Here is a 14,688-nt window from a genome sequence, read left to right as displayed (position 1 = left end):
CCAATATCCTCTGTACGGTCTCATTCGGTCATGTACATTCTAATTGAAATTTATTATCAATTCCAATAAAACGGCACATCCAAAAAGTTAATTTAGCAGTACACTGACGAATGATTTACTGCTAAAAGGCGCAATCTAATCAATGAATGAACGGTAAATAGGAATCAACTTTTGTACATGAAAGGCGAGACCAAAATGGCTGTAGCTATTGTAATTTGCTTCGATTGGATCATTATAAATGGATTTATGATGATGCCTAAACGGCTAGATCGTGAAACGTTCTTATTTTTGTTTCTTTTAAGTTCATTGACAATCATGCTGTCGATGATATATTCAGCAGGTGAATTGTATTTCAGCCCAACTTACCGCGACTTTCCGATGCAGGATGCAGTCGCTTTCCATATGAATCGAAATATCACCTTTCCAATGCTGACCTTGGTTGCGTTGAATCTTTGGAAATCCGGACAGCTGTGGGAAAAACTCTTGAGCTGTTTGGGAAGCTATGTCATTTTTCTGCTCTTTTGTCGCATTGATCCCGTCCATACAACCTTCAAATCCATCGGTATTAGTGGATTGACCACCTATTTTAGCTGCTATTATCTGTTTGTTTTAGTTGCACTATCGCTTTTCACAAAGGGTAATAAAAAACGGTCGATTCACCAAAGGAGTTCGCAATGATTTCAAGCCTGATACAGTCCAGCAGTAATGAGCTTTTCATCTTTATAGCAGGGACAGGTGCCTATTTACTGATGCTCGCTCTTCCCCAACGCTTTACCAAACGACAAATCATCACCATGCTGCTGATCAGTTCGTATTGGAGTTGTTTTTTTGACACAACGTTATGTGTGAATCCATTCGATTACTATGATATTAACGATACACCGTTTTTCGACCTTTGGGACCTGTTTTCCTTTGTTATGTTTGGTCCGTACACCTATCTGTTGATTTATGCTTACACCGAAATCCCAAAAAATCGAACCACATATTTCTTCTTTATTATTGTATGGACGTTGATTGCCATCGCTTCTGAAGCGCTCGCTTGGCACGCAAACGTCTACCAGTATAAAAACGGATACCAAATGTTCTACTCACTGCCCATCTATCTCATCGTCATATCGATTACGCTGATGTACCATACATTCTTTGTACGCAAGAAAAATGAGCTTCTTTAATCTTCCGAAGCTACCTCTTTCCACACCTCGGAAACCATTCCGTCCTCTTCTTGATCCAAAATGAAGGACCCATTGCTGTAACGGTCGGACAAGCGTATTTCTGCTGCAGACACGGTGAACAGTTTCCCCTTATTCGTGAAAAGGGTTAGCTTGTCCTTGGGCTGCACACGCTCAAATCCAACGATATGATGGGGCTTTGTCTTTAGTTCACGCAGCACTTGAACGCCGCGTCTCGGCCGACCAGTGCACTCAACTTGTTCTTCAAGTGCCATTTGTTTTACAGCTCCTCGATCCGTCACAATCACAACGTTCGAGGAAGCCTCTTTAATTAGCGATCTGGCGCCCGCAACATAATCCTCTGGTTTTAACTGTACTGCTTTTACACCGGAGGCACGTGTACCGACCTCTCCAGCATCCTCTTCTTTAAAGCGCAGACAATAGCCGTTGTGGGTGACTAACACTAAATCTGAAGTTCCGCTTGTCGCCAATGCGCTCAGACAGGTATCATTTTTCTTAAGCTTTAATGCTGTTAACGGTTTTGAACGTCGCTGCGCGTGATATGCGCTAAGCTTCGTTCTCTTTACCATTCCGTTCTTGGTAAAGAAAGTCATATAGCGCGTTGTTTCTGTAAAATCCTTGACAGGGACTGCTGAAATAATTAATTCATCCGGTTCAATTGGAACAATACTGGCAAGATGCTGGCCGAGTTCTTTCCAGCGCCGATCTTGGATTTCGTGAACCGGCAGGTAAACATAGCGCCCTTTATCCGTAAAGACCAGTAACGTATCGGTCGTATTCATCTGCTGTTGGAAAAGTGTATGGTCGGTCTCTTTCATCGCAACGGAATCATTGCCGCTGGCCGCGTAGGAGCGAAGGCTTGATCTTTTTACATAGCCATGTTTGCTTAAAGCAACCATAACTTCCTCTGAGGCAACCATAACCTCAAGATCGATTTTAATTTCTTCAATTTCCGCTTCTATCGTTGTTCGCCTTGGATCGGCAAACTGATCACGAACAGCCAGCAATTCTTTTCTTATTACAGCAATCAATTTCTTTTCAGAACCAAGAATTCCCTTAAGGCGAGCAATGGTCAAGTCAAGCTGATGTTCTTCTTTCTGCAGCGTCACGATATCCGTGTTAGTCAAACGGTATAGCTGCAAATTGACAATTGCCTCCGCCTGAGCCTCTGTGAAGCCGAATGATTCGGAAAGATTTTGTTTAGCATTCTTTTTGTCTTTAGAGCTTCGGATCACTCGAATGACATCATCCAAAATGGAAATTGCTTTAATAAGACCGTGAACAATATGTTGACGATCAATGCTCTTTTGGAGCTCGTACTTCGATCTTCTTGTAACAACTTCTTTCTGATGCGCAATATAGGCCTGAAGTATATCTTTAAGTCCAAGTTGACGCGGTGTTTTTCGGTCAATAGCGACCATATTGAAATTATAGGTGATCTGTAGATCTGTATTTTTAAAATAGTAATTAAGAATTCCATTGGGATCTGCGTCTTTTTTCAGTTCAATAATGACACGCATACCGCTGCGATCCGTCTCATCCCTAACTTCAGAAACGCCTTCGACCTTATGGTCAAGACGAAGCTCATCCATTTTCTTCACCAGCAGCGCTTTATTGACCTCATAGGGGAGTTCCGTGATGATGATCTGTTTTCGTCCGGTACGCAGAGTCTCGATCTTCGTGCGGCCGCGAAGTACAATTTTACCCTTGCCGGTACGATAAGCCTTCTTAATACCTTCAAGCCCCTGAACGATGCCGCCAGTTGGAAAATCCGGACCTTTGACAAAATGCATCAAATCATCAACCGTAGCTTCTGAATGTTCCATCAGGTGAACGGTCGCATCAATAATTTCAGACAGACAATGCGGCGGGATTTCCGTCGCATATCCGGCAGATATACCCGTAGACCCGTTGACCAGCAAATTAGGAAATTTCGACGGAAATACGGTCGGCTCTTCGGTCGTATCATCAAAGTTGAGAATATAATCGACGGTTTTGGCATCAATATCACGCAGAAGTTCTGCGGAAATTTTTGACAGCCTTGCTTCCGTATAGCGCATCGCTGCGGGCGGATCGCCGTCGAGACTACCGTTGTTTCCGTGCATCTCAATCAGCGGCATCCGTACTTTCCAGTCCTGACTCATCCGTACCATTGCTTCATACACAGAAGAGTCGCCATGCGGGTGATAATTACCGATCACATTACCCACTGTTTTTGCCGATTTGCGGAACGGTTTGTCACTTGTGTTTCCGTCTCGGAGCATTGCATAGAGAATGCGTCGCTGTACAGGCTTCAGGCCGTCCCTCACGTCTGGAAGCGCGCGTTCTTGAATAATGTATTTGCTGTATATGCCAAATCGATCACCCATGACCTCTTCGAGCGTTCGATTTAGCAGTTTTTCATTATTTGCCATAATTATTCAGCACCTTTCACGGCGGTTAGTCCGTCACTCGCATCATCATCAAGACCGAATGCGACATGTGATTCGATCCACTTTCGGCGTGGCTCAACTTTATCGCCCATGAGCGTGGTCACGCGCCGTTCCGCGTATGCCTGATCTTCAATACCCACTTGGATCAAAGTTCGCGTTTCAGGATTCATCGTCGTTTCCCATAATTGATCGGCATTCATCTCGCCTAAGCCCTTATAGCGTTGAATCGTATACCCTTTACCAATCTTTTGAATCGCTTCTTTAAGACCACGATCATCCCACGCATACTCAACGGTCTCTTTCTTGCCAATGCCTTTGCTTACTTTATAAAGCGGGGGCAGTGCAATATAGATTTTGCCGTTATCAATCAGCGGTTTCATGTAGCGATAGAAGAAAGTCAGCAGCAGCACTTGAATATGCGCGCCGTCGTTATCGGCATCGGTCATGATGATGATTTTATTATAATTGCTGTCTTTGATTGAAAAGTCAGAACCGACGCCGGCACCAATTGCATGAATGATGGTATTAATTTCTTCATTCTTCATAATCTCTTCAAGCCGTGCTTTCTGCGTGTTAATGACCTTTCCGCGAAGCGGCAGCACCGCTTGAAACTTACGGTCACGTCCCTGTTTTGCAGAGCCGCCGGCCGAATCTCCTTCGACAAGATACAATTCATTACGATCAGCATTTTTAGAAGATGCCGGTGTCAGTTTACCACTGAGCATCGATTCTTTTCGCTTTGATTTTTTGCCGCTTCGCGCATCATCGCGTGCCTTACGCGCAGCTAAACGCGCTTGTCTCGCACGCAGCGCTTTACGAATCAGGTTCTCACTCGATTGCGGGTTCTCTTCAAGATAGTAGGCAAGCTGCTCTGAAACGACTGTGTCGACGGCAGAACGTGCTTCGCTTGTTCCTAGTTTTCCTTTCGTTTGTCCTTCAAATTGAAGCAAATGTTCTGGAACTCGGATTGATACAATTCCCATAAAGCCTTCGCGAATATCGTTACCTTCCAAATTCTTGTCTTTTTCCTTCAAAATGCCGGCTTTGCGCGCATAGTCGTTAAATGCGCGAGTTAAAGCCGTTCTGAAACCGGATTCATGCGTGCCGCCATCCTTTGTCCGTACGTTGTTTACGAAGGAAATCAGATTTTCTGAATAGCCGTCATTAAACTGGAAGGCAACCTCGACCTCAATCTCATTTGCTTCACCTTCAAAGGCAACAACGGGGTGCAAAACATCCTTGTCTTCGTTCAAGTAAGCTACAAATTCTTTAATGCCTTCTTCAAAATGAAAGACTTCTTCTTCATCACTGCGTTCATCGGTCAGAACGATCTTCATTCCTTTAAGTAAGAAGGCGGATTCGCGCAACCGTTCACTCAGAATATCGAACTGAAAGTTTGTTGTGCTAAAAAGTGCAGCATCCGGTTTAAAGCGAATCAGTGAACCGGTTTCTCGGGTGGTGCCGATTTGTTCCAAAGTCGTTACCGGATGGCCACCGTGTTCAAAGCGCTGTTTGAACACCTTTCCATCGCGCCAAATCGTTACTTCAAGCCACTCAGACAGTGCGTTGACAACGGATGAACCGACACCATGAAGTCCCCCGCTTGTTTTATAACCACCATTTTGGCCGAATTTCCCACCGGCATGGAGTACCGTAAAAATAACCTCGACCGTTGGTTTTCCTGTGCGGTGCATCCCCGTCGGCATCCCGCGACCAAAATCGCGTACACCAACACTGCCATCCTTGTGCAGGCGTACGCGAATTTCATGACCGTAACCTGCAAGCGCTTCGTCAACTGCATTATCAACGATTTCATAAACGAGATGGTGCAGTCCCCTGGAATCGGTTGAACCGATATACATCCCCGGTCGTTTGCGTACTGCTTCTAGTCCTTCAAGTATTTGAATGGTATCGTCATCATAGGCCGAAACATTTTTAGTCAAATAAAGAACCCCTTTCTTGATCCTGCCATTCTTTCGGCAGGACGTGCATCAACAACCGACGGCATCCATGTCATAGTTCCTATCATGAACATCGATGCATCAAAGATGATAAATTTCACTGTATTTTTCCGTTAGATAATGAAGCAGATATTCGGGATTCGGACCTTCCCCGGTCGCCTCTTGTAAGAGCTCAAGTGGTTTTTTTAAGCTGCCATACTGATGAATATGCGTACTGAGCCAATGGGTGATTTCATGCAGCTTTCCCGACTGCAGACGATCTTCAAAGTCGGGGATATCCTTGAGCATTGCATGTTTAAACTGAGCAGCATAGACGTAGCCCAATGCATAGGATGGGAAATAGCCAAAATCGCCGCCTGGCCAATGAATATCTTGGAGCACTCCTTCGCGATCATTTTTTGGGGTAATTCCAAGATATTCATTCATTTTTTCATTCCATACTCCAGGAAGATCTTTAACCTGTAAATCACTATTAAAAAGTGCCTTTTCAAGATCATAGCGTACCATAATATGAAGCGGATAGGTTAGTTCATCTGCTAAAGTACGAATGAGTGACGGATGAGATGCGTTAATTGCACGATAAAAATCATTCAATGAAACACAGCTCAATTGACCCTCTGCATAGCGTTTCAATTCGTCATAATGATCGGACCAGAAGGCTCTGCTGCGTCCAATAAAATTCTCGAAGAACAGAGACTGCGATTCATGGATGCCCATGGATGTTCCTTCGCAAAGTGGTGTGCCCACCAGTTCGCGTGAGATATGCTGTTCATACAAGGCATGACCACCTTCATGGATCGTACCCAGAATCGTAGAAATAAAGTCATGTTCTTGATAATTGGTGGTGACGCGTACATCTCCAGGATTTAGCGTCAGCTCAAAAGGATGCTCTGTCTCATCAAGACGTCCGGCATTAAAATCATAGCCGATCTCCTTTAATAAGTGTAGGCAGAGTTTCTTTTGACGATCAACCGGAAAAGGCTGCGCTAAAAACTCCTTTTTAGGCTGACTGCCCGAGGCGACAACCGCTTCTACGAGGGGAACGAGCCCGTTTCGCAGCGATTCAAAGACCTGATCGATTGTTTTGACGGTCAGGCCTGGTTCGTACAAATCAAGCAATGCATCGTATTTGTTGTGATGAATCCCCCAATACTCAATAAATTGTCGTTTATAGTCAACCATTTTTTCAAGATACGGTTGCAACAGGGAGAAATCGCTTTTCGCTTTTGCTTCTTGCCACACGCTTTGTGCTTCAGATTGGAGTATGACATATGCTTTATATTCTTCAGCCGGAATCGACACATAATGATCATATTCTTTTTGCGACTTTTCAATCATTTTCTTGGTAACCGAATTCAGTTGACCCTGTATCGTTGGATCAGTGAGCGCATCTATGTATCCTTTCATTTCATCTGATGTCGATCGCTTGAACACTTCTTCTGAAAGTGTTCCAATGACCTCTGCTCTTTGCTTCACGCCTTTTTTCGGCGCACCCGTGCGTAGATCCCATTCTGCCAACGCAATGGATTCATTAAAATCCATGATCTTTTTTACATAGTGAGTGTATGAAGCGACCACTTCATCTGTTGTCATGATAACCGTCCCTTTTCTTTGTCATAAATGTGGATTTTATCCAATCATTCTCTTTTTTATAGGCAATGTCCTTCTTGTTTTCTGAAGAAGCTTACGTTTTGAGCGGTTAGTCCGAATACTTTTTCCCAAAATATTGATAGAAATCGGTACGAATACGTCCATTATAGAGCTTTCTTTTTTTGCTGGCCGGACGCCCAAAATCGGATTCAAATTGCGCGTAGGAAGAAATAAAATAAAACGACCAAGTTTTGTTTGTTTTAAACAAAAGGCCCAAGGAACGGCATATGTCTCTAATTTGCTGCTCACTGCCCATTCGTTCACCATACGGCGGGTTTCCAAGCATACATCCGTATTTGCTTTTCGTGGTAAAATCAGCAACCTGCATCTGTTTAAAGGTGATCAATCCGCTAAATCCAGCTTCTTGTGCATTATGTTCTGATAATTCAATCATATTGTGGTCAATATCACTGCCCGTAATCATTAACGGTTGATCATAGTTTGCTTTACTTTCGACTTCATCACGAGCGCGCGTCCAACACATTGAATCAATAATCGGCCATGATTCCGAAACAAACGAACGATTAAATCCAGGCGCTATATTCTGTCCAATCATAGCCGCTTCGATTGGGAGCGTTCCTGAGCCGCAAAAAGGATCGACGAACGGCTGATCAGGCGTCCAGCGGCTTAATAAAATCATGGCACTTGCTAATGTTTCCTTCAGAGGCGCTTCGTTATGCAGGCGTCTATATCCGCGCCGATGCAAGCCATCACCGGATGTATCGATTGAGAGCGTGACCTGATCTTTATCCAAGGCAACCTGTATCTTATACATCGGTCCGTCTTCTTGAAACCATTCTTTATGATAGTGTTGTTTCAAGGATTCAACAATTGCTTTTTTGACAATCGCTTGGCAATCGGGAACGCTGTGCAAAACCGATTTATGTGATTTCCCGGTTACTGGAAATTGTGCCTGCTCAGGAAGCAAATCGGCCCAAGGCAATGCTTTAGTTTGTTCGAATAAGCTGTCAAAAGTGACTGCTTTAAAATAGCCAACGCGAAGGCGGATTCGGTCTACCGTCCGCAACCATAGATTGCTTCTGCAAAGATCAATCGGGTCGCCTGAAAAGATGATCTTACCATTTTCAACCTTCAGATCATTATAGCCTAAATCGTTTAATTCACGAGCTGCAACAGCTTCAAGTCCCATTGCAGTTGTGGCAATGAGCGTCAATTTTTGTGTCATTAATAGAATCCCTTCTCAGGTTAATTGCCATAAATAGCAAAAAAAAGCCCATTTTAGGGCTTTTTTCTTTAATATAAATGCATTATCCATGTTCTGTAAGCCATGTTCTGTACTCTCGCACTCAAACGAAGCAAACGGCTTCTCGTACAAAAGCGGTAATCATCTATCTACAGAATCATCTGTCCCTTTTTCCGTTTGGTTCCTTCCAAAGGGGTCCTCTACCAAGTTTGAGTTTCCCGCTCGAGGGGTTTACCGCGTTCCACTTCTTTTGTTTCCAAAAGACATCGTCACTATGGCACTTTATGGGATGGCAAACCATATTCCAAAAGGAACACAGGTCTCTCTCCCGCCGTTAGTCCAGATCACTCCGAACTACCCTGGCTTATGACTTCGCCAGGCACGAACACTACGGTCATCACAGACCGTGCGAGCATGGACTTTCCTCTATATTCACAAGGAATACAGCGATTACCCGAACATAAATAATGTCACAAGTAGATATTATAATCTCATTTCACTAAAGATGCAACCCATATTTAACATATTTATTTATTCGCCAAGACGATTCCCGAAAACATGTTTTTCGAGATTAGACAACCGCTTCAGAATATCATAATTCGTTAGGCCTTGGTTTTCCAATGGTTTCGAAACTCTTTGTTCCTCCCCTTCCGTAACTTGATTTTTTAATCGTTTATTTTCTTCGCGCAAACGCTTAATTTCTGCATTGAATACATCGTAATCGCTAATGATGATGTCAAGAAATTGGTCAACTTCATCTTGTTGGTAGCCATGAAACCCTGATTTGAATTCTTTGTGAAGAATATCGTTTTTGGTTAATCGAATCGTTTTTTGCTCCGCCATGCTGGTCCACTCCAAACTAATGATCTCTCGTCTTATTTTTTCAAATTTAATCTATGGTGTCAATGTTCTATTCAGTACTGTTTTCCTGTCAGCTCGGTATTTACGTGCGTTTTAGTGTTTGGGTTTCAAAAGATGGTGATGCATGCAATGGTTTGTCATTGCGTCCAGTAATTCGGGTTCTGCTGCTGCAGATCCTCAGCAGCAAAGTCCAGATCGTAACGATTAATGCTTTGAATTGGATAGTCATGATTTCGTTTCTTTCTTTTGGCCGCAGCTAAATAATATTTTGGCGTGCCGGGGGCTTCTTCATCATAAACAATCAGCATCGCTTCTGTCTTTGCTACGAGAAAATCATTTTTCAGGCGGAGCTGCGCGGGATTCTCATAGGGGCGGTTGCTGATCGCCCCTGTATAATCCGCCTGACCCAGTACATCGGTATAAAGCTCCTGCTGCCACTCCTTATAATGCTCTTCTTGATTTAAAAAAGGAACAAGAACGGCTAAGTGCACATTCAGCTTCTCTTCGTCTCTTAATTCGATACATACGCGTCCAGCCCACAGTTCAACACCCGTTTGTCCGCTGATGACAAACCATTGTGCACCCTGATCAGCAAATTCGCGCATGCTTTTCTTTAATGCGTAACGGATCACGGAGATCCCTTGATGATCTGCTGAGTATATACCGAGTTCATGTGCTTTGTAGCCGGTGACAAGGATCGCTTTTCCCTCTTCAGTCAAATCATTTCCCCCCTGTTTTTTTATATTACGCGAGAAAGCAGGCAAATTGTCGAATCGATGCTGATTGATTAGGCAGAACATGACGAGTTATGGCGATTCCGGGCAATATCTGCGCTTGCCCGGGCAATAGTCGTATTTCTTCAAGAAAATTTCTTAGCGTGTTTCCGATTTAAGCGATTGAGCCTTTTCAAGCAGGCCGCCTTTTTATATTGATACATCTTTTCATCATTCTGCTGATGACCGATCTGAATCATTGCCGACTTTGTATACTGAATTGCCCGCGAATAATCATGAAAGCGATGTTCCAATAATTTGGCGGCCTCAATGGAAATCAGTCCGCCCTCATCCCCTCCTGCAGCAATAACCGATTCAAAAAGCATCAGAGACTGCCTATAGTCCCCTTTTCGCTTTAAACATGCTGCAAGTCGTGCCTTTGCCGGTATCTGGAAAGCAGAATCCTTTTGAATGAGTGTTTTCCAAATGGTCTGGGCATGCACGTGATCGCCAATCTGTTCAAACCAACGTGCTATTTCATAGTTTTCTTCTGGGTCAACCGCCGCCTTGCCAAGTATTTTATTTGAGAGATGGATATAAAGACTGACCAAAGTGAGCACATCTTCTCGATTATGCTCAATGATCCCCTTAACTAAGCCCGGCTCAGGATGCTTCAGAAACTGGAAGTAAAGAAAGGGAGCCAATTTTCCCGGCACATCGTTTTCTCTGTTCATTGATAATAGTTTCGATTCAATGGATTGAAGCCGTACCGACTCTAATCGATTTTTCCAAAGGCGGCGGGACGCATGCAGAAGATCAAAATGACCAAATGCCGGCAGTTTCGGCACTTGATCGCGAACAAATTGATGGCGTGTCTTTACTCTTGGCCAGTCAAACGCCTTGCCGTTAAACGTCACCAAATGCTTTAAAGATGTGCAGTCCCTTAAAAAAGAATCATAGAAAGCGGCCTCGTGACCCGGCCCGGGTAAAAAATATTGTTTTAATTCGAGAAAATGATCCGTCATTCGGGCGAGGCCAATTAAAAAAATCATTTGCCCGGAACCTGAACCTAATCCAGTGGTTTCGGTATCGAAAAAAAGCAGATCTCCTGCATGTAATCCTTTCGCTGATAACGGATGCGCCGCACCAAACGCTTGCCATGAAGCAACCGTTTGCCATAAGTCGCCTAATGCGTACGGACCGATTCGTGTTGCTAAGGGCAAGCGTTCGGAATGAACAAGGACGTATTGATCCTCAAACGTTCGCAAATCAGCAGCAAGTGCTGTAGCCGCGCGTCGGATCGCTTGGTTCTGTCGCTCGTCATTTAGCGTCGGATCCTGTTGTTGCCGATTCAGCGATGATTCCTGGGCTGCACGGTTCTGCTCATGCAATTGTTTTCGATAGAGTTTTAACTTTTGTGCTAGTGACACGTTGATCGTTCCTTTAGCAGCCGAATCAATGCTTGTTTTGCCGCTCTCCCCTCATTAACAAACCCAATGCAAGACGGACAACCGGATTCACAAGGGCAGGTTTGCGCCATATCGCTTGCTTTTTCGAGCAGTCTCGGCATCAGCTGATACAGGTTTTCACTTAATCCGACACCGCCAGGGTATTTATCATAGATAAATACCGATGGTTTCTCATTATGCGGTGCTTTGATCTTCGGAACAACCGAGAGATCATTTTGATCACACAGCACGAAAAGCGGTGCCACATGGCGAAGCAAATGGCTCAGACCAACCAAAGCCCCTTGAAACACATCTTTTCCGAATTGATCCAAATAGATCGAATCAAAACTGATCCACGCAGCATTGGTATGCATTTCCAGTTCTGGAAGATGGATCTTTCCCCATCCGATATTTTCATAGGTTTCAAAACGAATTTTTTTAAATACAGTCGGTAAAGCACGTACGGAAACATCACCGTAGCCCTTTTCAATATGCGCATTGTCAAAGGCTGCATGCTTATCCATTGCCAGTACATCGAGCTGGACGGCAAGGTCTGAATCCGTATAGTAATTTACATTCACTTTTCGCACGTAGGCCTTCCGTTCATTCAAATCCAGTTCATCCACGTGATACTGCGTGCCTTGATGAATGTAAATTGCATCTTCATACAGCATGGTCATGGCACCAAAGCGGTCTTCTTCACCGATTACTTTTGCATGGCCTCGATCGGTGACATCAATAATAGCAAACGAATCCTGAGCAGCTGATCTTAAGTTGACGTTATTTGCCGGGAACCCATCGCTCATCCAATACCACTTGCCACGTTGATAGTGCAGCAAATCTTCATCGGTCAAGTAGTCACAAAGTTCATCTACCTGTTCGCTTCCAAACTGCTCGCCTTTTTTGAAAGGAAGTTCATAAGCGGCACACTTAATATGCTCCATCAGAATCATAATGTTATCCGGATTAATCCGCACACTCTCGGGTTTTCGTGCGAAAAAATAGTCTGCATGATTTGCCATGTACTGGTCAAGCGGATTCGATGAGGTAACCATGATAATCACCGCGTCTTCCGCTCTTCTGCCCGCTCTTCCTGCTTGTTGCCAGACACTTGCCATATTTCCAGGGTATCCGGTGAGAATACAAACTTGAAGCTGACCGATATCAACCCCAAGCTCTAATGCATTGGTAGTCACGACGCCCATGATTTCACCTTGACGCAGTCCTTTTTCAATGCCCCTGCGTTCAAGCGGCAAATAGCCGCCGCGATATGCTCGGATTGTCGCACGATCTTGTCTGCCACGATTTATTTTCTGGAGGTGACTGACAAGAAGTTCAACCTTTAACCGGCTTTTTGCAAAGACAATGGTCTGTATTTTATTCTTTAAAAATTCACCTGCAAGCCGAACCACGGAATGCGTTTCATCCTCGCGCACATTAAGCTGCTTATTGGTAACCGGAGGATTGTAGATTAGGAAGTGTTTCTTTACGCTTGGAGCCCCATTGCGGTCGATAAGCAACATTTTGCGTCCGGTCAGCGCTTCTGCATGTGCCCGCGGATTGGCAATCGTCGCCGACGTACAAATAAATTGAGGATTGCTGCCGTAATAGTGGCAAATACGCTTCAGTCTGCGAATGACATTAGCTACATGACTGCCAAATACGCCGCGATAGGTGTGAAGCTCATCAATCACAACGAAGCGCAGATTTTCAAATAAAGAGACCCATTTTGTGTGGTGCGGTAAAATAGAGGCATGCAGCATATCCGGGTTGGTCATCACAATTTGACCGGCTTGGCGAATTTTTTGCCGGATCGATCCGGCAGTATCGCCATCATAAGTATGGCTCTTGATTGGCAGTCCGACCGCATCAATGAGGTCAGCCATCTCATTCTTTTGATCCTGAGCCAATGCTTTTGTCGGAAAGAAATAAAGTGCTCGGCTCTCCGGCTGTTCAATCATAGTCTGGAGAACCGGCAGATTATAGCACAAGGTCTTTCCAGAGGCGGTCGGCGTGACAAGGACGAGGTCTGCACCCATCATCGCCGAGTTATAGGCCTCCGCCTGGTGGGTATAGAGCGAATGGATCCCGCGTCGACGCAAAGCATCTTTAAGATGCTCGTCCAAATCGTCTGGAAACGGTGCGGTATGTGCTTCTCGCCCCGGTATCGTTTGCCAATGCACTGTATTCTGATCGTTTTTCAATCGATGAAGAAGGTCCTCGATGGTTTGTTTTCCGATCAATTGTGTCACCTCTAAATCTCAATGCTTCTGACGTTCTTTTGTTCAATAGTATAGCATAACGAATGAATGTTCGCCATTTTGATTTGCTGTCCGCGAGGTCGGTTGGTTCATGAAGTGTGCCTAAAAATGAAAATGTCCCGCACTGCTCAATCTAGCGTGCGGAACGATACTCAACGAATCGTGTTCTATTTGATAAAACCGTACATGGCCTCATGGCAGTTCACTGGATCAAAGCAGATTTTACACCTTTCTCCTGATGTCCTGATTTTATGGCCGGTCACTCAATTTATTATCCAGCATAGCGATAAATTGCTCGACTTTTGTCCAATAGAATTCTGGTTTCGCCGGAAATTCACTGGACTGTGCCATTTCCAGCCATTGTACGGCAGCGGTATGAATGCCTGCGGCTTTACCGGCCAACGTATCCCCGTTCGCATCGCCAATATAGATGGATTCTTCCGGCAGCGCGTCAAATTTTTTGAGCGTCCGATTGATGCCTTCAGGATCCGGCTTTGCAGCACTGACGTCGTCTCCGGTAATAATACTGTCGAACTTGCCGCCAAACCCGAGTTTCTTCTCGGAAATGAGATAAGACCTTCTTGCTTTCCCTGTAATTAAACCAATGTTGATGTTGCGGTCACGCAACAGATGCAACAGTTTGAAAATTTCCGGATTCTTTTCCACATATGCGTCATGTTGCTTTTCGTAGATAACGAAGTAGAATTCAACAGCTTCGGCAACGTCTGCCTGATTGGTGAGATTCATCGAAATCATCTTTTCTTCCGGCGGGCCAAACATCGCGATGACTTCGTCTGTTGTGACGGTTCTGCTGTCAAATCTTTTGAAAACTTTTTTCATTGCATGGACGGTGAGCGGAAGCGTATTTGCCAGCGTTCCGTCGAAATCAAAAAGTACATTGTGCAGTCGCATGAAAACATGCCTCCAAGTTCAAGTTTGCAAAACATCTAACTAAGACTAGTATCCTA

Annotated in this window: 11 protein-coding genes and 1 other RNA gene; 2 read left to right on the top strand and 10 right to left on the bottom strand. The window is 44.5% G+C overall.

The features are described from left to right. The first annotated feature begins 195 nt into the window (after nt 1-195). Entirely contained in the window at nt 196-678 is a 483-nt protein-coding gene (locus AA84_RS0100260; RefSeq protein ID WP_128166719.1) for a hypothetical protein, read from the top strand. Further along, complete coding sequence (locus tag AA84_RS16715; protein ID WP_051575149.1) at nt 675-1,172, top strand: hypothetical protein; 498 nt, start codon at nt 675-677, stop codon at nt 1,170-1,172. Before AA84_RS0100260 ends, AA84_RS16715 begins: the two co-directional genes overlap by 4 nt. On the opposite strand, the gene parC is transcribed toward AA84_RS16715, so the two are convergent. The 10 genes from parC to AA84_RS0100210 all read right to left on the bottom strand — a co-directional run bounded on the left by parC (nt 1,169) and on the right by AA84_RS0100210 (nt 14,632). Continuing rightward, nucleotides 1,169-3,604 carry a DNA topoisomerase IV subunit A gene (parC, locus tag AA84_RS0100250; RefSeq protein ID WP_028975549.1) on the bottom strand — a complete coding sequence of 812 codons (2,436 nt, stop codon included), beginning with the start codon at nt 3,602-3,604 and terminating at the stop codon, nt 1,169-1,171. The two genes, AA84_RS16715 and parC, sit on opposite strands and share 4 nt — an antisense overlap. Nucleotides 3,605-3,606: 2 nt before the next feature. After that, on the bottom strand, nt 3,607-5,565 hold the full coding sequence (parE, locus tag AA84_RS0100245) for a DNA topoisomerase IV subunit B (RefSeq protein WP_028975548.1): 1,959 nt from the start codon (nt 5,563-5,565) through the stop codon (nt 3,607-3,609). Between the two features lie 99 nt (nt 5,566-5,664). Continuing rightward, complete coding sequence (locus AA84_RS0100240) at nt 5,665-7,176, bottom strand: carboxypeptidase M32 (RefSeq protein ID WP_028975547.1); 1,512 nt, start codon at nt 7,174-7,176, stop codon at nt 5,665-5,667. Between the two features lie 106 nt (nt 7,177-7,282). Beyond that, a complete protein-coding gene (locus AA84_RS0100235; RefSeq protein ID WP_028975546.1) occupies nt 7,283-8,419 on the bottom strand; it encodes a THUMP domain-containing class I SAM-dependent RNA methyltransferase in 1,137 nt (378 codons plus the stop codon). 91 nt (nt 8,420-8,510) lie between these two features. Continuing rightward, an RNA gene (gene rnpB, locus AA84_RS18480) (RNase P RNA component class B) lies at nt 8,511-8,899 on the bottom strand. Nucleotides 8,900-8,968: 69 nt separating this feature from the next. Then, nucleotides 8,969-9,280, bottom strand: coding sequence for a cell division regulator GpsB (gene gpsB, locus AA84_RS0100230; RefSeq protein ID WP_028975545.1), 312 nt, complete (start codon nt 9,278-9,280; stop codon nt 8,969-8,971). A 155-nt stretch (nt 9,281-9,435) separates the two neighbouring features. Then, nucleotides 9,436-10,017 (bottom strand): SLOG family protein, encoded by a 582-nt coding sequence (locus AA84_RS0100225; protein WP_037562537.1) that lies wholly within the window; start codon nt 10,015-10,017, stop codon nt 9,436-9,438. Nucleotides 10,018-10,157: 140 nt separating this feature from the next. Continuing rightward, complete coding sequence (locus AA84_RS0100220; RefSeq protein ID WP_028975543.1) at nt 10,158-11,441, bottom strand: ribonuclease H-like domain-containing protein; 1,284 nt, start codon at nt 11,439-11,441, stop codon at nt 10,158-10,160. Then, nucleotides 11,432-13,702, bottom strand: coding sequence for a DEAD/DEAH box helicase (locus tag AA84_RS0100215; protein ID WP_037562535.1), 2,271 nt, complete (start codon nt 13,700-13,702; stop codon nt 11,432-11,434). The genes AA84_RS0100220 and AA84_RS0100215 overlap by 10 nt, the downstream gene beginning before the upstream one ends. A gap of 267 nt (nt 13,703-13,969) precedes the next feature. After that, nucleotides 13,970-14,632, bottom strand: coding sequence for an HAD family hydrolase (locus tag AA84_RS0100210; protein WP_028975541.1), 663 nt, complete (start codon nt 14,630-14,632; stop codon nt 13,970-13,972). Nucleotides 14,633-14,688: the final 56 nt, after the last annotated feature.

This window comes from Sporolactobacillus terrae DSM 11697 (assembly GCF_000648615.1).
In the GTDB taxonomy this organism is placed as follows: Bacteria; Bacillota; Bacilli; order Bacillales; family Sporolactobacillaceae; genus Sporolactobacillus; species Sporolactobacillus terrae.
Note: the sequence above shows the minus strand (reverse complement) of the source record. Positions and strands in the feature narration are given on the sequence as shown.